Here is a 20,375-nt window from a genome sequence, read left to right on the forward strand (position 1 = left end):
TATTCCAATGCTTTATTTCAACTACCGGGATTTATTAGAACCTTTGTTGCCATCGCATTGCAAGAAATCTATTCTTCGCGTGTTTGTATTCTTCCAAATTCCTTATTCATTTGGTCAGAATTCATTGTTTTTAAACCGCTAGCATTCCCTTTAAGATGGAACTTTCTAAATTCCATAATTTCTTTAGATGCATTCAAGTCTTCATTAAGCCCTTTTTTTGAAAAGACTTTTTTTAATATAGATTTAGTCAAAAAGAAAATATCTCGAAAAAAATAAAGGGGTTCTTGTTTATAAAAATAACCCTTAACTTCCCAATCAAAAAAAAGCCTAATGATGTTTATGCCAAACCAACGTGAAAAAAAATAATTAAAGACTTCGAAATTATAATTCAACATAAAAAAATTTTGTGCTTTTATACTTTTTATTGATTTGTAAATAGATTTTTTCAAGAACACACGCTTGCTGTTTTCGGTAAGATATAACACAACGTCATATTTTTTTAGATTAAGGTTACACACATTATTAATGGTTAATTCCTGAAGACGATAACAATGATTGAAACCAATTTTTTCTTTTTCTTGGGAAGCGCCCAAATATATTAAATCAATATTAGTTTTAACATTTTGCTTTAAAAACGCGTATAGCATTCGTAACAATTTCTCAGGAGCTTTGGAGACAATTAACATCCCATCCTTCATACTTTTATCTTTTCTGTAAATTGCTTGAAAACTTTTTTTTGCATTTTGACTCAAATCCTCGAAATGAAAATCAAATAATTCATTGTCATATTCTTTTCTCAGATTTCTAAATTCAGATATTGCATTTACAACAGAAGATAAATTTGAATTGATTAAATTATTAACCTCATCTTTGTCATTTATAATATCAATTAAAAACTCAGAATCATCATCATAACAATATAGATACTTGAATTTTTGTGATCTTAATGAAGTGATCTTTCCAATATCCATGGAAAGCCTCGTATCAGAACGTCTTATTCTATTATTTTTTTCTATACCTTCTATAACAGGTAATAACGATTTTCCCTGAAATTGTGTGTTTGTTTTTTTAAATGGAATTTTTAGAACATCAAATATGGTTGGCAATATATCTACATGACCGATTACATTAGGGAGTTTGAGATTGCATGGACTACCCGGATATTTAATTATGAAGGGGGTTTTGATGTTGTCGTCAGTCAAAACCATGTCGTGTCCATAATTCTTAAAAAAACCTTCATTTAAGTTTGTTCGAGGGTCAGGATACCCATGATCGGAATGCATGATTATAATCGCATCTTCATACATCCCTTTATCCTTTATTTTCTGGATTGCTCTTTTCACATATTCTGAAATTTTAGGATCTCTTCTACAATCGTACCAAAAAGTAAACGCTACAGGTTTATCGAACTTATTGTTATCCATTATATATTCAAAAATCTCAGTTACCTCTGAATTTCGCCAAGCATAATCTGATAGATTATATTTCTTTGGAAGGTATTTCTTTTTAAAAGGTGGTAGAAGAAACTGATATTTTTCTCTTGCCTCTCGACAATCAATTAATGGAAAGGATATGTATTCATTATTTTCAACTAATGATTTTACAGTACTAAGCTTATCTCCCTTAAACTTCCAATCGTTAAAATGTCTTGCAATAAATACTGATGGTAGGCTTGTATATATTGCTCCCGCAGCAAGTAATGAGCTTGGGGCACTTGTAAAACAATTAGTGAATTCTACACCATCATTAGCAAATTCATCCATTATATCAATTCTATCTCTATCATCTTCACCAGATCTATATGTTCTAACACTATCAATTATAAACCAAAAAATATTATTCTTTTGCATCCCACCCCCCTACAATCATAATTACAATTCAAAATGTGTATTAAATGGTCTTGTTGTATATATTCTAATTCCCCATTTCCTAAAATAATCTCTGAAATTATCTGTTTCATCATCCTCTATACCATCATATTCAAATGTTTCGACATTTATATTAAAATCATTTATCTTGAGATTCGGGTAGTCTAATTTTATTGTTGGATTTATTCTATGGTATTTGGCAATGTCTTTGTATTTTTCAATAATTTCTTCAAGCTTGTTTATTCTATCATCAATAGATAATGGAACAATATTTCTAATAAATCTAGCTGGAGATCCAGCGTAAACACTATAACTTTTTGATAAATCTTTTGTTACTAATGAACCAGCGCCAAGTACAATATTATCAGCTACTTGTACTCCCATCAATATTGTTGAATTAAATCCTAATATAACTCCATTTCCAATTTTTATTCCAGAAAAACTTGCAGGGAATCCTTCTAGAACTGACAACCAAAATCCATGTGTAATAATCTCAACTCTTCCAGAAAATCCCACATCGTTTCCAATTTCTACTGGCTCGCACACATTAATAATATTATCGTGAATTACACACCTATCACCGATTTTAAGATTTGCATTAGGATATTGTTGCCCTCCAGCTCCTATTACTAAACCACCAGAATTAAAAAAATGTTCTCCAATAGTTATATTATTACCTTCGATCAAAGTATTATTTCCAAGCCTACTATTGCTTCCTATACTAAATTCACCGTGAACTTGAATTCGAATATTTCTTCCGAAAGAAACATTCTTACCAATAATTATTTCATTCGCTTTTATCATCAGGTTCTTTTTGATATCTTCGTAAATCACAAAATCCCTCCATTAACATCAATTGATGAACCATTAATATAGTCTGTTTCTATAAGGAAACTAACCGCTTTGATTATATCTACAGGATCCCCAAAGTCCCCACCAGGTATTTTGTGTTTAATTTTTTCTTGGAATTCTAAGGGTACTTCTTTTATCATCCCAATATCAAAATAGCCTAAATTCAAATTATTTATTGTAATCCCTCTTTTTGCATTTTCGACAGCAATGCTTTTAACTAAACCCCATAATCCAGCTTTAGATGTTGCATATGCGCTTGTTCCAGGAATTCCCACCTGCGCAACTATAGATGCAAAATTAATAATTCTACCGTATCCTTGTTCCCTCATAATTGGTAAAACAGCCCTAATCACATTAAAAGTGCCTATCAAGTTAACGTTAATTACATTTGACCAGGTATCAATATCACTTTTGTGGGCAAACGAATTATAATTATTTCCTGCACAATTAATTAGTATTAATTTAGAAATTTTATCCTTAATTATATCAATCCATTTGGTAACATCTGAATAGTTCGATATATTAACTTTGGTGAAATATTCTTTTTCTGCGGGTTCAGGATATGTTGAATTAAACGTTCCTAAAACCACTTCACCTGCTTCTATAAAGTGATTAAATAAATATTTACCTATCCCTCGTGATGCACCTGTAATTACAATCATATTTTACTTCCTATATATTCAGAATTTTTCTGTTTGACCGGTTGAACTAAAAATACTTAATCCAGAAGGCTAAGTTATAGATTTTTTTATTCATAAAAATGTCTTTTGTAATATGTATCAGAATGAATTAAGCTATAGATAATCCGATGATTATCTAATACATGCTCCCCTAAGCTTCTTCTATCGTTTTCTATTAATTTTCCATTATCATAACATTTCCACCTGGTCCATTCTGAGTCTGAAATATAAAAAGTTTTATCGAACCAATCATATGCTTCGTAAAGCAAGCCAAAATCAGAAGCTTTTTTGCCTTTCCAAAAATCAAGATTGTTGAACCCGGTCATACCACCATGACTGGCAACACCGCATATTTTAACGCCGAACATTTTATTAATTACATCAATATCTCTTAGCAGGCATTTTTCTGGGTCTTCGTTCCATATGATTGATTGATCAATAATTTCCGAGTGATAACCAATTTCATGACCTGACTCAATTAAGAACTTTATGATTCTGTAATTTTCAAAAGAAAATGGATTGTATTCCGGTGCATGAAGCCTGATGAAAAAAGATGCTTTTATGCCTAACTCATTAAAAATAAGACCTAATCTCTCAGCCTTTTTTACTGAAAAATCGATATCTACCCTGTTTATAAGAAGCTTAGGGATACCCTGATTTTTACACTCAATATATTCTTTGCATGTGATTATCTTGTAGTCATGATCTATCGCTTTTGAATACTGTTCTTTAATATTATCAAAAGTAAAATGAAATTTATTGTGCATCTCTTTAAGTCTAATCCTTTAAAACACAAAATTTATAATAAAAACTTTTAGTTACATAGCCTTCCTGGTAAAGCTTATAAAAAAAAGCTTCTCTCTCTTCAAAAGTTTTTTTATAGGTTTCATGTTCGGTATAGTGACTTGGCGGTTTTTCCATAATTTCATTCCATTCAAAATCAGAAATTTCACAACGCTTCTTAATTTCTTCTAATATATCATTATCAAAAACTTTTTTTTCTTTAATCTTTTTCAGCGCTTCATCTCTTTGCATCATTCCCGCTCTTATTAATGCTGAAAATTCGGAATACCGCAAATCTATACCAAATTTATTTGGCAAATAATAATTATTCACAAAGTACGCTGTTCTGTTTTCCATGTGATGTCCGCCATACCATTGCCAGTCATATCTTTCTGCTAACATTTTTTTATTTTCTTCTTTGTTATAATCTAAATAATACAGCGGTCTAAATTTTTTAATTTTATCTTCAGTTATCCATTTTATCCATTTGTCTAACCATAGAACAGGCAAATTCCCCAAGTTCCCATCCCCGTATTTTTCATGGATTCTTTTTATATACATTGCATCCATATAAAACCAGCCTGCAGGGGAAATGCCTTCAGTCCTGAAGGAATGTCCTTCCCAAATATGCTTTATTCCGTATTTTTCTGCAGCATCGTATAAAACTGTTGCCAATGCCAAATCTGTTGGTGTGTCTATTTCCGGTACTGAAGCTTTAAAAAAAGATTTATATATTCTTTGGAATTGTATATTATCCACCACATGAGTATATAAATCAATTTCCAGTTTATCTAAAACCGCATCAATATTCTCAACAGCAATCCTTGAATTATAAGTATTATCAAAATGAGCAGCAAGAACCCGCAAACCATATTTTTTTTTTGCTAAGTGCAACATATATGATGAATCCGCTCCACCACTCACACCTATTACAATATCGTATGGCTTTCCTCTACCATCATCTTTTGCCTGTTCAACCTCCTGTGCAATTATTTTTTCCCCTTCTTGACCAATAGGATATTCTTCCATCATTTGATCATACTGTCGGCAATAATCACAAATTCCTTCGTTATCAAATGATATTCTGGGAATACGACTATCATAGATACACCTTTTGCAAACTGTAATTTCAGCATTTTTATAGTTATTGAGAAACTTAAAAAGCTTATTCATCATTTATAATATCACTTCTTTTAGGAAACCGTATCAGCACACCCATTCCCTTCTTTTGATAAACTGCCATACTGCCTACCGCAGCTGCTTGCAATCCAATTTCATATAATATTTTAGTTAAATCTTTATTTTTACCACAACCGCCGTTTGCAATAATGGGGATGTCAGTCATCGAGTTTATATTTTTCAATAATTGGTAATCAAATCCTTTCCAGGTCCCTTCATTATCAACTGATGTTACGATTAGCTCCCCAACATTCAAACTTAAAACATAACTAATATAGTCAGTCAGATTTTTTGAAATTGTCCGATCAGAATGAGAAAAAACCTGATAATTACCGTCACGATTTTTTATAACATCAATCGATGCTACGATACTTTGACTTCCAAAATTTTCACATGCTTTTTTGACAATTTCAGGATTATCAAAAAGTAGAGTGTTTATTACAATTTTTTCAACACCTAAATTAAAAATTTTTTTAAAATGTTCATATTTTCTAATGCCACCTCCATAAGCCAAAGGCATAAAACATTCTGCAGCAAAATCCTGAATTAGATTAAAATCAATATCAGTATTGCTTTTAGATGCTTTGATATCTAATACAATTAATTCATCTACTTCTTTGTCATTGTAAATTTTGACTGCATTTATGGGGTCCCCAATATAATTGGGGTTTTTAAAATTAACAGTTTTTACTAACCTTTTCTCTTTGATGAGAAGGCATGGCATAATTCTTTTTAATGACATTATTTATAACTCAGCAAATTTTTCTAAAATATCCATTCCAAAATGCAAACTTTTTTCAGGGTGAAATTGCATACCTATAATATTATCTTTTTTAATTGCAGAATGGAATTCAATCCCACCATAGTTAGTTGTGAACATAACATTATTTCTATCTGCACATTCAACAAAATACGAATGAACAAAATAAAACCGATATTTTTTTTCTTTTTTCAGGAAATAATTTTGTTTTTCATACGACTTGATATGATTCCACCCCATATGAGGAACTTTCAATCTATCCATTTTGTCAAATTTGACAGTATGGGCATCAAACCACCCTAAACCTGGCAATTCTCCCTCTTCACTTCCTTTAGTCATTAATTGCATTCCTAAACAAATACCTAAGAAAGGCACTTTTTCAGTTAAAGCCTTGTAGTGCAATACTTCAATTAAACAATATTTTTGCAAATGATGCATACCATTATCAAAAGCGCCAACACCAGGCAGGACTATTTTTTTGGATTTTAAAATTTCATCTTTATCAGAGGAGATTATTACATTCCGAATACCAATATGTTTAAACATATTTTTTATTGATGAAAGATTTCCTATGCCATAATCAATAATACAAATCATATCAATTTATTTTCGCCTTTTTTATTTTGTAAGCAGGGGTGCTTACACTATACAAATCTTTGACCAAATTTTATAAAATTATTTTCTTTAATTGATTTCACTTCTCCATCTACAATAAATTCTAAAATTTCAATAGCATTTTTCCCACAACATACAACTATGCTTTCATTAGTTATTTGACATACAAGGCCAGCAATACCTTCATAAGGATAAGCGAAAAGTCTTGATTTGGTAATTATAATTTGTTTGTCATCAATCATAGAAAATGCACCAGGATAAGGTGGTGCTTGTGCTCTAATAAAATCATATATTTTTTTATTGCTAAGATTCCAGTCAATTTTCCCATCCACAGGTTCTCTTTGCGAACAATATGTCGCATTTCCATGATTTTGTTTTGTGCGAGGCGCCTTACCAGCTATAAGTTTGGGGTAATTTTCTCTTAAAATATCAACAATAGACTTCTCTGTTTTCAACAATAATTCTTTAATAGTATCATTTATTGATATTTCAAATTCTTTTTGCGCAACAATGTCACCTGTATCTACACCGGGATCAAAATAGAATAACGAAATTCCAGTTTTTTTTTCTCCACAAATAGTTGCCCACACTAATGGTGCAAATCCTCTGTATTTTGGAAGTAGTGAAGCATGTATCCCTAAGATACCAAATGGAACTTTCCTTATCAATTGTTTATTAATAATCCAATACCAACCGACAACGATTATCATGTCAGGTTTTTTTTGATCAATTAGGACAGATAATTCGCTTGGCTTTTGGAGAACAGAGAATGGTATTTTTTTATCTTCTGCAAACTGTCGAAAGTCATCCAAGATATTTCTTTTGTCTTTGAAGTCATTTATTGTGATTATTCCTGCAAGAATACCAGGGGCAGAGTCATATAAAGCTTTCGCAGAAATCAATCCAAGTTTTTTGCTACCAAGAAACATTATTTTTTTTATCATCTAATTTCTCTCCAAAACACTAATTTTATCTATCTCAGAGACTATAAATGATACATCTTCCAAAGAAACATGACGGCCTATAGGTAACGCAACGCCTTTATAATATGCATGAGTTGCTTTTGGGTAACTCTTTTCAGTTAGGTTGTATTTTTCCATATAAAATTGAATGCAATTAAGTGCTTGAGCACCATAATTGGCTTGAATTCCGTTTTCCTTAAGATGCAGCAACAAATCATCCCTATTCAGCTTATGACCAACAAGAATATGATAGGTTTGATATACCATCTTTCTATCTTCAAAAAAACTTGGTATATCAATCCATTCTATATCAGACAATAGCATATTATATTGATTTGCAAGGTCAATTCTTACGGTAATATCCTGATCAATATCCTGTAACTGTGTTAAACCCAATGCAGCTTGAAAATCTGTCATTCTATAATTTAATCCCGCATGAGAAAAGTCCATTCGGCCATCAATGTTTTGAATACCATGATTTCTAAGGACTCGAATTTCTTTCGCCAGTATGTCGTCGTTAGTAACAACAACACCCCCTTCACCTGTTGTGATCGCCTTACGCGGATGAAAACTAAAACAACCAAATTCTCCAAAAGTTCCAACTTTTTGATTATTAAACTCTGACCCCAAGGCACACGCAGCATCTTCTACAATCTTCAAATTATAATGATTTGTAATTTTTACTATATCATCCATCTTTGCAGCCTGTCCAAATTCATGAACAGGCATTATGGCCTTTGTTCTTTTTGTAATCACTTCTTCTATTTTACTTGTATCTATACAAAAGTCAGAAAGGTTAATATCAACAAAAACGGGCTTTGCACCTACCAACTCGACCACATTGGCAGTGGCTGGAAAAGTAAAGGCAGGAACAATTACTTCATCTCCCTTTTTTAGGTTTAAAGCCAGCAAAGCCAAATGAAGTGCGGCAGTTCCTGAAGAAACGACCACTGCATTCCTGACACCAATATAATTTTCTAATCGTTGCTGGAATTCTTCAACATATTTCCCCTGAACAAGATTTCCCGATTTCAAAACTTCAACTACTTTTTTAATGGCTCGTTCTGATATATTGGGTTGTGCTAGTTTAATCATCTGCATCTTTCCCATTACAAAAGGTTGGCTTCTATCCATTCAGCAGTTTTTAAAATCCCCTCGTCTATATTTATTTTTGCTTTGAAACCTAATATTTTGAAAGCTTTTTCAACAGAAGGAATACGCAATTCAATTTCAGCGGACAGGGCAGGTTTAAACAATATTTCAGATTTTGAATTTAGCACACGGCACACCGTTTGCGCTAAGCCATATGTAGTCAAAACTGCTCTTGAGTTGCCTATATTGAAAGATTCGCCAATTGCTTTTTCGTCCTCAATACAGCTCAATAAACACTTAACAAAGTCATCAATATAACACCAGGCACGAATTTGATTGCCATCTCCATATATGTGAATTCCTTCATTTTTTAATGCCCGTTTTATAAACACCTGTATTGCACCTTCACCTGTCTGCCCCGGGCCATATACATTAAAAGGTCTGACTGAAACTGTAGGCAAACTGAATTCTTTATAATATGCAGAAGTAAGATGTTCTCCGGCAAGCTTACTGACAGCATACGTCCACCTTGCCTCCCCCGCACTACCAGATACTGTTTCAGAGTCTTCGGTAGATTTAAAGGCCATATTTCCAAAAACTTCTGACGTTGAAAAATCCACAAACCTGTCCGGTATTTCATGGGCTTTTGCCGCTTCCAATACATTTGCAGTACCAACCATATTGACTCTCATGGTTTTAGTGGGGTGTTGGACAACTGTGTCAATACCGGCAATGGCCGCAGCATGAATCACTATATCCGCACCATTCATACTCTTCAAAACATTGTCATAATCAAGCACATCGCCTTTTATAACTTTCAAATTAGGATGTTCAGCATAAATACTATTTGTTAAGGTATCTCTATGAAAATTATCGAATGCTATAATTTTATTTTCTTCAATTAATTTTCCAATAATCGTATTGGCGATAAAACCAGCACCGCCGGTAATAAAAACTTTTTTATTCTTAATCATATCAAAACTATTCCTCGTATATTAATTTGTTTATTGTTAGCTATAGGCAGTCAAATTATAAATTTTATGGAATTGCATGGTGCGTGGGTGCGTGGGGGTCTGACCCAGTTAAGTTGTTGTCTTTAAAGGTGGATCGCTTCAAAAAAACCTCATTTTTTGCTCTTAGCGCCTTGTTTTCGGGGGCAAAAACAGCATTTTAAGAATCAGGATGCTGTGCCTGCTAAATCTGCGGAGTCCTGCATCATTTCTATAAGGTGCTCCGCTCTTCGACCAACCTGATGATACCAGCGGGAGTCTTTCATTTCCCGGGCAGCGGTATGAAAATCCTGATCTCTTACTGCTTTTATCATGTTTTTAAACTTTCTGAATCCTTGATACCCAAGGTTAAAGCGCATATCCACCAGGACCATTTGTGCGGGTTCCGGCAGCAGATCAAAGGCCTGGAAGATTGTTTGCAGATCTGCAATGCACTCCTGGATATCATTTTCAAGCAGCATTTTTGCTTCTTTTTCTGTAATGCCTTTGTCTTCCAGGTTTCTGCCGACACCGATGGTAAGCTTGCCTGCAGGGCAGTTGTAGGGTTTTAGTTTCAGGCCTTCGTGGGCGATCAGCTGGTCTGTGATTTTTTTAATGTTCATGTTTATAGCGGGGTCTGCCTCCCATATGCCGCGAGGTTTTCAGGGCGGTATGTTTTATCCGCATGCCAGCGCTGTGTAACGGATTCATGAAGAATAACTTCCCCGAAGCCGTGATCAATGGGCCTGTAATATTTTTTCCTGACCCGGTAAAAACTTCGCCTGGAGATATGGATCTTTGCCAGCGGCGCCGGCTTTACAAGCGCTTTTAAATACGGCTCAATTTTAAGCCCGGCTGTCTCTGCCTGGCGGATCATCCACCCCAGAGAGTTGTCCGACAGCACAGTGCCATCCGCATCCGGCTTGTAGCTGCCCCCGATATCTGCATGGGCCCCGGCAAACCAGACCTGCTTTAAATTCATATTCTCCCGGGGCTGCCATATGGTGGGCACAAAATCTTCCCGATGCTCGTCGATTGCCATGGCATGCCTTGCAATGCGGACATTCTTCCCGATTTTTGTATCATAAAACTCATCCTTGTCATCAAACAGCCCTAAGAATGATATCGGAATCCCCATGGCCCCCACTGTATCCCATACCCCCGCAAATTTCACCTCACGCGACTCATGGGAGTGACGCTGCCTGAATGCTGTGGATTTCTCGCCTTCAGGCGCAAATGCCTTCCCGTTTCTTTTATAATGATTAAACGCCTTCTGGATCAATGCTGCATCCGGCTTTTTTATAATACCGCAGTTATTGATCAACCCGCACAAACACCGGATCGTATAAGCCCCTCTGCTGAAACCAAACAAAAACAGCTCGTCTCCGGGCGCATAATTTTGCACAACATAGCGGTAATTGTCCATTATATTTTTATGCACCCCTCTGCCGGTGGCACCGCCGATGACCGCATCATAATAGGATCCCACACCCCAGTCATAAAAAACCTGCTGGGGAACCTGATCGTCTCCAAAAGGGCTTACCGCCCTTGCCATCTTGAGTACATTTGTGGGAAAATCCTGCTTAAGAATCTTTTCCGGCCGGTTCCATGTGCCGTCAGCACAGATAACAATCCTTTTCAGCGGGGTCTGACCCTGGCAAGTTGTTGTTTTTAAAGTAGAATTAATTTAAAAAACCTCTTTTTTTGTTCTTAGACTGCACTTTTTGGGGTCAAAAACAGCGTTTTAAGAATTGAGCTCATCATTATGCCAGTTTTCAATCTTCAACCTTAAAAACTGTTTAAAATCGTCAATGTTCCGTGTTACAAGAATCAAACCATTCACCACGGATATTGCCGCAATCTGTCCATCAACAAATGGCGGAGTTAAGCCTTTTGACGATAATCTGGCACGTTCTCCTGCATGCCACTCTGCTGCTCTGTCGTCATAAGGAAGAATAAGCATCGTGCGTTTAACGATGTCATTAAGGAATGAAGCAATAACTTCACGTTTACGGGACCGCGGAAGGCGCTGACAACCAAATTGAAGCTCATGCCAAACCGGAGAGGCAGTAACTATTTCATGCTGGCATCTTTCAAGCATCTTCATGACCGATTTATCAGGAACTGTTTTCACAGCCTCTGAAAGTACGTTTGTATCAATAAGATATTTCATCATCTTAACTCAACTTCTCTTCCGGAAGACAGGTCTCGAAGCCCGTTGAAATCCTTGTCAAAGATCTCAATCCCTTCATCCTGAGTTTTTCGTCGAAATTCTGAAAGGGCATTCCAAAAACCTGTAAATTTACGACTGAGACGTTTATATTCTTGAATCGACAGCAATACTGCAACGGGTTTTCCTCGTCTGGTCAACTCGACATATGGCCCTTTTTCGACATAATGAACAATGGTGGGAAGTCTGTTTTTTGCTTCAGCTATGGAAAATTGCTTTTGCATTATTATCACCTCCTTGATATATTATCTTTTTATCCATTATAGCCATCTTTATGGCCATAATCAAGGTTTATGGGGTCAAAAACTGGGTTTTAAACATCGAGGTCACCTGTTTCAGGTAGGGTCATATATGGGTCAGAATCAATCAGCTCTTTCCATGTAATATGTTGGATTCCTGTGTTGATGGGCAATACATGTAATAAGAATATCTTGTTCATCAAGCACATATAGTATTAAATACGGGAATCTTTTAATATTAATTCTTCTCGTATTGGCTCCAATTTTTCTCCAAGTATCAGGAGTTTGGGAAATATAACCGACAGTATCCAGAAAGGATGTGTAAAATTGCTCGCCTAAACCTGCTAATTGGTCATTGTAATAATCAATTGCCTCATCCAATTCTTTATCAGCAGGCGGGATTAGGATTATATTCATTTTTCGATGCTTGAACGTAGTTGTTCAAGCGGTATCCCCTTTATACTGCCTTCTTTATAGGCTTTATATCTTTTCTCAGATTCGAGTAACCATATTTTTTCTATTTGTTCATCTGTTTTATCCAAACTGTCCAATAGAGTTTCAGCCAAATGCACTCTATCAACTGCATTTAATTTTAAAGCTCTTTTTTTTATTTCTTCTGTTATCATCTATTTTTTCCTCATAATGGGGGTCACAATTAAATCCTTTCGGTTCTTAAATTGATCTTTATTATAAATTATAAAGTTAATAAGGACAACTTTTTTATGGGAAAATCGTTGCAATTTGGGGTATTTTTTCCTCTTAGAGCCTGCTTTTTGGGGGCAAAAACTGCGTTTTAAGGATTTTGCCTGGGGTCAGGCTTCGCTTATTGTGGTTGTTTGGGGGTAAAGTATTGAATTTGATCAAGTGTCTCAGGCCCTTTCCAGTAGTTTAAGATATTTCTCTCTGCTCATTTCAATCACACGCATATTATTTTTGATAACGAATATTGGTACTTCTTTATATCTGGGTATTATCACAGGTCTAACAGCGCCAGGGTATTGGTAAATCAGATGATCGCCTTTTGTTCGAACATACAAGCATCCAGCCATTTCAAAAATTTTGACCTGAACTTGATAATGAGTCGGTTTAATTTTCATTAGCCTTAGACAGACACTTCAATAGGCGTAAATCCCACCAACTCTTTGCGCACACTCAGTATGTCAGCATTAATTTCCTCTAATCCGCAATCTTCAATAAACCGCTCAAATGTTCCCGCCTTTTTTGTTTCTTCGATGTTGATGAGTATAGCTTCTATGAGATTTTTCTTTGCCTGATAAACATCCTCGCCACAAGAGGCAATGTCTAATTCAGGACAATGCGAGACATACATATTACCCTCTTTCCATATTTCTTCTGTAAGGCGAATTTTCATCTTATCCTCCATCAAATTTTTATGACTATGACATTATACCCCATCATACTCTGAAGATAAAGTCTATATTCGTATGGCGGGGTCTCACCCATCTACTCTGATGGACTCTTTTTTTTTATGGAAAATGGCGGTAAATATCTTTACGGTGCAAAGCTTTTTCCAGAATAATAGCATCACCTTCAATTTTTAGACCAATCCTGTAAGATCCGAACCGAACCTTAAAACACAAGGGGTAACCTTTCATCTGCTCTATGACACCCAATTGATGTATTGACTCGGCCTGGGGAAGTGCCTTAATACAAAATGTTCCATTTTAATCACACCCGCCCTTTGTCTTCATGTACATGTAAAACCTCTTAATTTTTATCCTGTCTGTATTGTAATAATCTCACACCATAAAGTCAAATCAGGTTTATTATCGGGGTTATTACCGGGGTCAAAAACTGGGTTTTAAGAGTGTTGGATTAATGGGTGGTTTACCCAGCTCCGACCCTTTACTTACATTCATTCATGGGATGAATTTCTAAACCAATCAAAAGATATTGTCAAGAGTGAAAGTTCATTTATGGGCAAAAGCTCCCGGAGCAGGTAATGCCGGTGGAGGCTTGCGGCCTGGTAAAAGTGGTAGATATTGCTTGCAGCGGCTTTTTGGGATCGCTGTGTTTTTCCGTTCTGGAAAGACAGGATATCTTTTATGCGATCTTCCACTGTGGTGAAATCAATGCCGCTTGTGCCGTCGTCATGGCCTGTGGAAAGTGTATTTGAATGGGGTCAGGCTTTCCTTATTGTGGTTATTGGGGGTAAAGTATTTGTTTTTATGCAAATGGGTTCATTATTTTAAGACGGCTTTCAAGAAGAAAACCATCCTGCATATCTTCAGATATTAAATATTCCGCATCACAATCCAAAGCGCTGGCTGCCACGATGCTGTCCCAGAAAAAGAAACTGTGATTAATGCGTATCTTTGAAGCCTGTAAGAGTATGTCTTGTGACAGCTCAAATACTGTATATTTCCGGTAGAGAGACTCTATCAAATTTTGGATTTCGGCTTCTGAATTAAAACCGTTCATAAATTTCTTCTCTCAAAAAAGGTGAAAAACCCTTTGATTTTATAGGATTTAACAACAGCTTATCGATTATATCGGTTTGCCTGACCTTTTGTTCACTTATTATAATGACCTTTACATTGCTGCCGGTTCTTTGCTTAAATTTTTCAGGAATTCGAATAAACCCGTTTTTGATTTTCGCTTTAAACTCAATTGCTTCCATGATGTGCCTCCTCAAAAGCTTAATACTTAAATTGATCTTTATTATAAGCTGTAAAGTTAATAAGGACAACTTTTTTTTAAGGACGGGGTCAGGCTTCGTTAGAGCCTGCTTTTTGGGGTCAAAAACTGCGTTTTAAGGGTTTTGCTGGGGGACTCTACTAATGCCCCACCGGGTATTCCAACAACCATTCATATGCTGTTTTAACCTCAACCCATTTTGGCAGGCTATCAGAGGAGACAGTTACATCCCCGGCGATCAATATACTTCGGCTATTTTTAATTCTTTTTCCGGCTTTTTCCAATCCATTTATCTCCCGGGAAAGATTATCCTGGTGTAAAGTCTGGGTAACCTGGATAAGAACAGGTTTATCAGTTTCCGGAAAAACTACAAAATCACATTCATAACCATTCTTTAAAAAGAAAACAGCTTCTGTTGTGCTGCGAATTCCGGTAAAAACTAGATTTTCAAGGAACTTGCCCCGGTCTTCTGAAAAAGCATACCGGATGGCAGAGGCAATTCCATTATCATAGAGATAAATTTTTTTGTTGCTCATCTCTCTTTTTACCACTGCAGGATCATACTTTTCTACATATGTAACCATGTAAACAGAAAAAATTCTATCCATAAGCCGATAAATTGTGTCTTTACCGATCCTGATCCCCCTGGATTTCAAATCATTATAGAGTTTGTTGATGGAAAATTCTTTTGTAAATGAGCTGATGAGACGTTTAATAAGGTATTTAAGGATTGATGCATCCCGAATCTCATATCTATCCATTAAATCCCGATAAAGCATGACATTAAAATATTCCTGCAAAATATTTGCTTTATAACGGGTTTCCATGTCAACCAGCTCTGGATACCCTCCCCAGGTAAGATATTCTTCAAAGCTGTTTTGAATTTTTGCCCGATTTTTTGTGGAATAGGTATCTTTGGAATCAATGCTCTTAAAGGATAAAAATTCTGAAAACGATAACGGCATGATTTCAAAAGAAAGGCTTCGACCCCTCAGAGAGGAGGCAATCTCCTTAGACAGCATTTTTGCATTTGAGCCCGTAAGGAAAATTTTTCTACTAATAGTATCATACAGGCGACGGACATATTTTTCCCAGTCCGGTATTTCCTGTATTTCATCAAAAAAGATATAGAGTTCATCCAATTTTTGATCCGGGTAAAGTTCAAGATAGGCATCAAGGATCTGATCATAACCAGTATCCAGGTCAAGACGTTCATCTTCAAAATTAAGATATAATATCTGTTCTCTTTTTATATCAAGCTTTTCCAGGCTTGCCATGAGTTGAAAAAGATACCATGTTTTTCCGGCCCTGCGCGGACCAATGATGGTGATAATCTTGTCCAGATCAAGGGGAACGACCAAATGCCGGGGTTTAAACGGGGGCAGCGATTTTAAATGAAAATCTTTTATAATTGTTTTTAAAATTTGTTTCATATGGTTATTTTCCTTAGTTTAAGGAAAATGTCAATGATTATTTATTCTTTTTTAAGGAAAAAATTGGGTTTTTAAAGGTTGTTTCCAGAATTCGCTTGACGTCTAATTTATAAGTTCGAATAATTTGAATTTTGATGCTTTCTTATCAACCGTAAGAACAGACTCGCAACCATTTATTTTTGCCGACTGTGCAATCAACAGGTCAGAAAGATCATATTTATTCCCTTGTGCGGAATGAACCAACTGCTGCACTGCTGAATGCTGACCAAATTTAAAGATGGGCATCAATAAAAGCTCACTTATGGATTCTAAAATTACAAGCAGTGGCACAAATAGCGTTTTTTTCTCTGATTCAACGTTTTTAAAAATCGAATTAAAATATTTGTATCTATAGCTTTCATTTGAATTTATTTTTCATTCGATTTCTGATTGCATCGTCCATAGTTTCTATAGATACAACTTTTCTTCCTGGTTTATGTAATTTGCGAAAAAGGTCATCTACTTTTTTAGAGACCGGCCTGATTATGGCTTCTCTTTTTTTTTCTGTAACAATGATTTCAATTTTGTCGCCAAAGTTTATTTTAAGAGAATCCCTTATTGCTTTAGGAATTGTTGTCTTTCTACCGTCTGGATGAACAAACCGAATATGGGAGCCTTGCTGTCTTATTCGCTGAAAACCTAATTTTTGAACCTTTTGGATAAAATTTTTAAAGGTTATGGCTGGATATGATGTCATACTGCAATTTCTATATCTCTAACACCGACAAATTGATTATAATCATCAACAATCGTATCTTCCATACAGGAACCAATGGCTTCAGTAATATTGCCAATGGCTTCATCAATGGTAGAGCCATAACTATGACATCCTTTAAAAACCGGACAAGTTACAATAAACTCACCATCAACGTCCTGTTCAATAATTATGGGAAAATGTTTTCTTTTCATAATCACCCCGTTTTCTGATATATTAGTTGTATATTCGGCTGCTTTCATACGTTATTGCTCCCTGTTTGATTCTATCTATAGCAGTGTTAACATATAAAATCATCTTGACACCAACAGTGTACCCATAAACTTAAATTTCTGCAAATCCTTTTTGGATAGTGGGGTCTGACCGATAAGTTTGGCTGGGGCAGGCAGCATTTGTATGTGATTTCAATATCCAATATCGGGTCTGACCCTGGTAGTGGTTGTTATTATGGGAAAATTGTTGCAATTTGGGGTATTTTTTCCTCTTAGCGCCGGGTTTTGGGGGTCAAAAACATCTCTTTAAGAAGTTGGCTTATATGATTTCAGATATACTTCTGACCGGCGAATAGAATCCTTGTTTAATCATTCTGTCAAGAACCATATCAGCCTGATTTAAAGGTATTGTTCCATCTATCACACCAGCCTTTAATATACCGATGGTTCCTGTAAACTGTACATTGTAATGTTGGCATTGCTGTCTTGCTGAACGATCATCCGTTACAACGATTCCCTTCAATACTTCTGCTGCAGCAATGCATGACGCTTCACCTTTACCCAGATGAATAATCAGATTGGAATAAAATTGTCTGGCCTGACCGGGTAAAGGAATGAGCATGAACGTTTTATTACTGAGTAATGTTTCGATATTGCACAATGCCGGGTATTTAACAGATCCAGTGCATATTTCATCATATACCTGCCATGTAATAAAAGCGCATTTTTGATATCTTATTTTTAAAAGAGTATCCGACTCGGATAATAAAAAATTACTGAGGGAAACAGTATCAAAATACCAGCCTTTTTCAGGCATTTTTTATGTCACTTTCCTGAAAGGAATTGTTTTGTAAAATATTGTGTTCTTCAAGCCAGATCCGTATATCCAATACATTCATTCCCATTTCTTCCGCCAGCTTTCCAAGGCTGATATAACCACCTTGGAATGCTGCAATCGCCTGCTTTTGTATTTGATTGAGACCAAGAAGCTCAAGCTGATAACATGAAAAAACAGCTTGTCTTATAAGCTCTCCAACAGAAGTTTCTCTTTTCTTTGATAATAGTTTCAGGCCTTTGGCGATTTCCGGCTTTACTTTAATATGTAAGGTAGCATTTTGCATTTTATACCTCTTTTGTTATATATGGCCAAATTCAGGTATATTATAAATTTTTATACAGTGTTTGTCAAATAAAAATTGGGGTAAAAATTGGGGTCAGATTTTTGGGGTCAGGCTTTCCTTATTGTGGTTATTGGTTTTTTTCAGGCGGTTCTAAGAATATACTTTTTTTCTGTGAGCAATCCGGATAATGGTGATTAATAACAACTTTCCTTCTTTAAGATAGATAATCCGAAAGTTTCCTGCTCTTTTGCGAAATTTACCTTTGTGCCTGCCTTTTAGCGGTTTGTCCTTGTGAAACTGTCCTTTTTGCAGCGTGATTATTTTTTTTGCAACCAGGGCTCTATCTTTATCCTGCAAGGCCAAAAATTCTTTTTCTGCTTCAGGTTCAAATCCAATTTTATACATCAATGCCTGCTCTGGCAAAGACTAACTCAAGGGGGATAACTTCGGTCTCACCTTTTTTCAAGGCATCAATTCTTTTGTCAGCCACCATTTCATCCAGTTTATCAAAATAAAGGTCTATTGCTTGTTCAATCAGACTTGTCCTTGTCTTTTCCAGTTCCCTGGCATAGGTGTCCAGAGAATTCAACATCTCTTTTTCGAGTCTTATATTGATTGCCGGTTTCATCTGCCTTCCTTTGAAAATTTTCTTTACCTGTGTTGACAAATGTAGTGCAGAATCTTCTTTTTGTCAAGATAAAGATCGGGGGTCTTTTAAGACTGAACGTCTGCATTGATCAACTCATGTTTCAGTAAAAATCTAATCACCTCATCCACACTTTGCTGTAAATCAAGTTTATCTGTCTCAATAACAAGAGAAGAATTTTCCGGTTCTTCATATGGGGCTGAGATGCCCGTCATATTGGTGATTTTACCTTTGGCAGCTTTTTTATAAAGGCCTTTTGGGTCACGTTTTGCACATTCATCAATACTGCATTTGACATAGATTTCATAATAAGGCCAGTTGGTCATTAATTCACGTGCATATTCCCGGCTTTGTTTATACGGGGCAATAAAAGCGGCAAAGACAAGCAGGCCGGCATCCACCATAATTTTTGCTACTTCGGCAATACGGCGGATATTCTCTTGTCTGTCTTCAGGAGTTAAACCCAGGTCCTTGTTCAGGCCGGTTCTTATATTGTCTCCGTCAAGCACATAGCTGCGCACACAAAGGCTGTGCAGCTTTTCTTCAACTGCATGGGCCAGAGTCGATTTGCCGCTTCCTGACAGGCCTGTAAACCATAGCAGACCACCGGAGTGGCCATTCAGCAGGTGTCGATCATTGGTGGAAACTGATGATGGGGATGGGAATATGTTGTTCATTTTTTTGCCTTATATTTTAGCCTTGTATTTGCGCGGATTTATACGGATTTTTATTGCCATGGTCAAGAATGTCAAATTCGTTTTAAAGCAGCTTGATATATCTGTTTATCTCTTCTTGGACTTACAGCAAGAATAAAGACAAGGATTCGTTTATTGAAAACCTGATAAACCACCCTGTAATCACCAATTCTGAGTTTTCGAAAGTTTTTAAGGTTATGAGATAATGGTGCGCCAAACTTTTCAGGCGCTCTGGTGAGCTTCTCATTAATTATCAGCATGATTCTTCTTGCGGCTGCAGGCCCTATGCTTTGCATATCATCATCAACATCTTTATGATAAATAATTTCCCAGGTCATTTTGCATATTTATCCATCATTTCTCTATGGGAAATGGTTTCTCCGGGATCAAAATTTTGAATCCTGGAAAGAGCAAGAGATGTCAGGCGAAGGTCTTCAATCTCTTCTTCCATTGCTTCATATGCGTTAAATGACATAAGTATTGCCTTTGGAGAATTGTTTTTTAAAATAATCAGTTTGTCATTTTCTCCGGTTTCCAGAGTATTGAGTGTTGCAGCAGTCTTTTTTGCAAGCTGCGTAGAAGATAAATAATTTTTTATTTGCATAAT

General features: G+C 35.8%; 31 protein-coding genes. 1 reads left to right on the top strand and 30 read right to left on the bottom strand.

Going from position 1 to position 20,375, the window contains the following annotated elements; translation table 11 throughout:
- Positions 1 to 68: 68 nt before the first annotated feature.
- The 18 genes from HGJ91_RS06835 to HGJ91_RS06915 all read right to left on the bottom strand — a co-directional run bounded on the left by HGJ91_RS06835 (position 69) and on the right by HGJ91_RS06915 (position 13,621).
- Positions 69 to 1,850, bottom strand: coding sequence for a sulfatase/phosphatase domain-containing protein (locus HGJ91_RS06835; RefSeq protein WP_291346964.1), 1,782 nt, complete (start codon positions 1,848 to 1,850; stop codon positions 69 to 71).
- A 21-nt stretch (positions 1,851 to 1,871) separates the two neighbouring features.
- Positions 1,872 to 2,702 (bottom strand): acyltransferase, encoded by an 831-nt coding sequence (locus tag HGJ91_RS06840; protein ID WP_291346965.1) that lies wholly within the window; start codon positions 2,700 to 2,702, stop codon positions 1,872 to 1,874.
- Entirely contained in the window at positions 2,699 to 3,382 is a 684-nt protein-coding gene (locus tag HGJ91_RS06845) for an SDR family NAD(P)-dependent oxidoreductase (protein WP_291346966.1), read from the bottom strand. The genes HGJ91_RS06840 and HGJ91_RS06845 overlap by 4 nt, the downstream gene beginning before the upstream one ends.
- A gap of 86 nt (positions 3,383 to 3,468) precedes the next feature.
- Positions 3,469 to 4,167 (bottom strand): hypothetical protein, encoded by a 699-nt coding sequence (locus HGJ91_RS06850; RefSeq protein ID WP_291346967.1) that lies wholly within the window; start codon positions 4,165 to 4,167, stop codon positions 3,469 to 3,471.
- Positions 4,168 to 4,177: 10 nt separating this feature from the next.
- Positions 4,178 to 5,359: an N-acetyl sugar amidotransferase gene (locus HGJ91_RS06855; protein ID WP_291346968.1), complete on the bottom strand. Its 1,182-nt coding sequence runs from the start codon at positions 5,357 to 5,359 to the stop codon at positions 4,178 to 4,180.
- Positions 5,349 to 6,104, bottom strand: a complete 756-nt coding sequence (locus tag HGJ91_RS06860; RefSeq protein WP_291346969.1) for an AglZ/HisF2 family acetamidino modification protein — start codon at positions 6,102 to 6,104, stop codon at positions 5,349 to 5,351. Before HGJ91_RS06860 ends, HGJ91_RS06855 begins: the two co-directional genes overlap by 11 nt.
- Positions 6,105 to 6,107: 3 nt before the next feature.
- Positions 6,108 to 6,719, bottom strand: a complete 612-nt coding sequence (gene hisH, locus HGJ91_RS06865) for an imidazole glycerol phosphate synthase subunit HisH (protein ID WP_291346970.1) — start codon at positions 6,717 to 6,719, stop codon at positions 6,108 to 6,110.
- 47 nt (positions 6,720 to 6,766) lie between these two features.
- Positions 6,767 to 7,681 (bottom strand): methionyl-tRNA formyltransferase, encoded by a 915-nt coding sequence (locus HGJ91_RS06870; RefSeq protein WP_291346971.1) that lies wholly within the window; start codon positions 7,679 to 7,681, stop codon positions 6,767 to 6,769.
- Positions 7,682 to 8,794: a DegT/DnrJ/EryC1/StrS aminotransferase family protein gene (locus HGJ91_RS06875; protein WP_291346972.1), complete on the bottom strand. Its 1,113-nt coding sequence runs from the start codon at positions 8,792 to 8,794 to the stop codon at positions 7,682 to 7,684.
- A 14-nt stretch (positions 8,795 to 8,808) separates the two neighbouring features.
- Entirely contained in the window at positions 8,809 to 9,765 is a 957-nt protein-coding gene (locus HGJ91_RS06880; protein WP_291346973.1) for an NAD(P)-dependent oxidoreductase, read from the bottom strand.
- A 203-nt stretch (positions 9,766 to 9,968) separates the two neighbouring features.
- On the bottom strand, positions 9,969 to 10,403 hold the full coding sequence (locus HGJ91_RS06885) for a glycoside hydrolase family protein (RefSeq protein WP_291346974.1): 435 nt from the start codon (positions 10,401 to 10,403) through the stop codon (positions 9,969 to 9,971).
- Positions 10,404 to 10,405: 2 nt separating this feature from the next.
- The gene (locus HGJ91_RS06890; RefSeq protein WP_367142582.1) at positions 10,406 to 11,467 is read right to left on the bottom strand and encodes a DUF2235 domain-containing protein; all 1,062 of its coding nucleotides are present in this window, start codon (positions 11,465 to 11,467) and stop codon (positions 10,406 to 10,408) included.
- Between the two features lie 57 nt (positions 11,468 to 11,524).
- Positions 11,525 to 11,956 carry a type II toxin-antitoxin system VapC family toxin gene (locus tag HGJ91_RS06895; protein ID WP_291346975.1) on the bottom strand — a complete coding sequence of 144 codons (432 nt, stop codon included), beginning with the start codon at positions 11,954 to 11,956 and terminating at the stop codon, positions 11,525 to 11,527.
- On the bottom strand, positions 11,953 to 12,234 hold the full coding sequence (locus HGJ91_RS06900; RefSeq protein WP_291346976.1) for a type II toxin-antitoxin system Phd/YefM family antitoxin: 282 nt from the start codon (positions 12,232 to 12,234) through the stop codon (positions 11,953 to 11,955). Before HGJ91_RS06900 ends, HGJ91_RS06895 begins: the two co-directional genes overlap by 4 nt.
- 138 nt (positions 12,235 to 12,372) lie before the next feature.
- On the bottom strand, positions 12,373 to 12,666 hold the full coding sequence (locus tag HGJ91_RS06905) for a type II toxin-antitoxin system RelE/ParE family toxin (protein WP_291346977.1): 294 nt from the start codon (positions 12,664 to 12,666) through the stop codon (positions 12,373 to 12,375).
- The gene (locus HGJ91_RS06910; RefSeq protein WP_291346978.1) at positions 12,663 to 12,875 is read right to left on the bottom strand and encodes an addiction module protein; all 213 of its coding nucleotides are present in this window, start codon (positions 12,873 to 12,875) and stop codon (positions 12,663 to 12,665) included. Before HGJ91_RS06910 ends, HGJ91_RS06905 begins: the two co-directional genes overlap by 4 nt.
- A 243-nt stretch (positions 12,876 to 13,118) precedes the next feature.
- Positions 13,119 to 13,346, bottom strand: coding sequence for a type II toxin-antitoxin system HicA family toxin (locus HGJ91_RS16510; RefSeq protein ID WP_367142581.1), 228 nt, complete (start codon positions 13,344 to 13,346; stop codon positions 13,119 to 13,121).
- Between the two features lie 5 nt (positions 13,347 to 13,351).
- Positions 13,352 to 13,621 (bottom strand): type II toxin-antitoxin system HicB family antitoxin, encoded by a 270-nt coding sequence (locus tag HGJ91_RS06915; protein WP_291346979.1) that lies wholly within the window; start codon positions 13,619 to 13,621, stop codon positions 13,352 to 13,354.
- Positions 13,622 to 14,212: 591 nt separating this feature from the next.
- On the opposite strand from HGJ91_RS06915, the gene HGJ91_RS06920 reads away from it, so the two are divergent.
- Positions 14,213 to 14,386 carry a hypothetical protein gene (locus HGJ91_RS06920; RefSeq protein ID WP_291346980.1) on the top strand — a complete coding sequence of 58 codons (174 nt, stop codon included), beginning with the start codon at positions 14,213 to 14,215 and terminating at the stop codon, positions 14,384 to 14,386.
- 50 nt (positions 14,387 to 14,436) lie between these two features.
- Here the strand turns inward: HGJ91_RS06920 and HGJ91_RS06925 are convergent, their stop codons facing one another.
- From HGJ91_RS06925 to HGJ91_RS06980, 12 genes are all read right to left on the bottom strand, one after another.
- Entirely contained in the window at positions 14,437 to 14,691 is a 255-nt protein-coding gene (locus HGJ91_RS06925; protein ID WP_291346981.1) for a hypothetical protein, read from the bottom strand.
- Entirely contained in the window at positions 14,678 to 14,890 is a 213-nt protein-coding gene (locus tag HGJ91_RS06930; RefSeq protein WP_291346982.1) for a hypothetical protein, read from the bottom strand. The genes HGJ91_RS06925 and HGJ91_RS06930 overlap by 14 nt, the downstream gene beginning before the upstream one ends.
- Positions 14,891 to 15,047: 157 nt before the next feature.
- A complete protein-coding gene (locus HGJ91_RS06935) occupies positions 15,048 to 16,340 on the bottom strand; it encodes an ATP-binding protein (protein ID WP_291346983.1) in 1,293 nt (430 codons plus the stop codon).
- A gap of 397 nt (positions 16,341 to 16,737) precedes the next feature.
- Positions 16,738 to 17,076 (bottom strand): type II toxin-antitoxin system HicA family toxin, encoded by a 339-nt coding sequence (locus HGJ91_RS06940; RefSeq protein ID WP_291346984.1) that lies wholly within the window; start codon positions 17,074 to 17,076, stop codon positions 16,738 to 16,740.
- Positions 17,073 to 17,336 carry a type II toxin-antitoxin system HicB family antitoxin gene (locus tag HGJ91_RS06945; protein ID WP_291346985.1) on the bottom strand — a complete coding sequence of 88 codons (264 nt, stop codon included), beginning with the start codon at positions 17,334 to 17,336 and terminating at the stop codon, positions 17,073 to 17,075. The genes HGJ91_RS06940 and HGJ91_RS06945 overlap by 4 nt, the downstream gene beginning before the upstream one ends.
- Positions 17,337 to 17,625: 289 nt before the next feature.
- Positions 17,626 to 18,123, bottom strand: coding sequence for a hypothetical protein (locus tag HGJ91_RS06950; RefSeq protein WP_291346986.1), 498 nt, complete (start codon positions 18,121 to 18,123; stop codon positions 17,626 to 17,628).
- Entirely contained in the window at positions 18,116 to 18,427 is a 312-nt protein-coding gene (locus HGJ91_RS06955; protein WP_291346987.1) for a ribbon-helix-helix protein, CopG family, read from the bottom strand. Before HGJ91_RS06955 ends, HGJ91_RS06950 begins: the two co-directional genes overlap by 8 nt.
- 150 nt (positions 18,428 to 18,577) lie before the next feature.
- Positions 18,578 to 18,832, bottom strand: a complete 255-nt coding sequence (locus tag HGJ91_RS06960) for a type II toxin-antitoxin system RelE/ParE family toxin (protein WP_291346988.1) — start codon at positions 18,830 to 18,832, stop codon at positions 18,578 to 18,580.
- On the bottom strand, positions 18,825 to 19,055 hold the full coding sequence (locus tag HGJ91_RS06965) for a ribbon-helix-helix protein, CopG family (RefSeq protein WP_291346989.1): 231 nt from the start codon (positions 19,053 to 19,055) through the stop codon (positions 18,825 to 18,827). The genes HGJ91_RS06960 and HGJ91_RS06965 overlap by 8 nt, the downstream gene beginning before the upstream one ends.
- Positions 19,056 to 19,141: 86 nt before the next feature.
- Entirely contained in the window at positions 19,142 to 19,750 is a 609-nt protein-coding gene (gene cysC / locus HGJ91_RS06970) for an adenylyl-sulfate kinase (protein ID WP_291346990.1), read from the bottom strand.
- Positions 19,751 to 19,821: 71 nt separating this feature from the next.
- Complete coding sequence (locus HGJ91_RS06975) at positions 19,822 to 20,106, bottom strand: type II toxin-antitoxin system RelE/ParE family toxin (protein WP_291346991.1); 285 nt, start codon at positions 20,104 to 20,106, stop codon at positions 19,822 to 19,824.
- Positions 20,103 to 20,372 (bottom strand): type II toxin-antitoxin system Phd/YefM family antitoxin, encoded by a 270-nt coding sequence (locus tag HGJ91_RS06980; protein ID WP_291346992.1) that lies wholly within the window; start codon positions 20,370 to 20,372, stop codon positions 20,103 to 20,105. The genes HGJ91_RS06975 and HGJ91_RS06980 overlap by 4 nt, the downstream gene beginning before the upstream one ends.
- Between the last annotated feature and the right edge of the window lie 3 nt (positions 20,373 to 20,375).

It is taken from the genome of Desulfobacula sp. (assembly GCF_014237455.1).
Lineage (GTDB): Bacteria > Desulfobacterota > Desulfobacteria > Desulfobacterales > Desulfobacteraceae > Desulfobacula.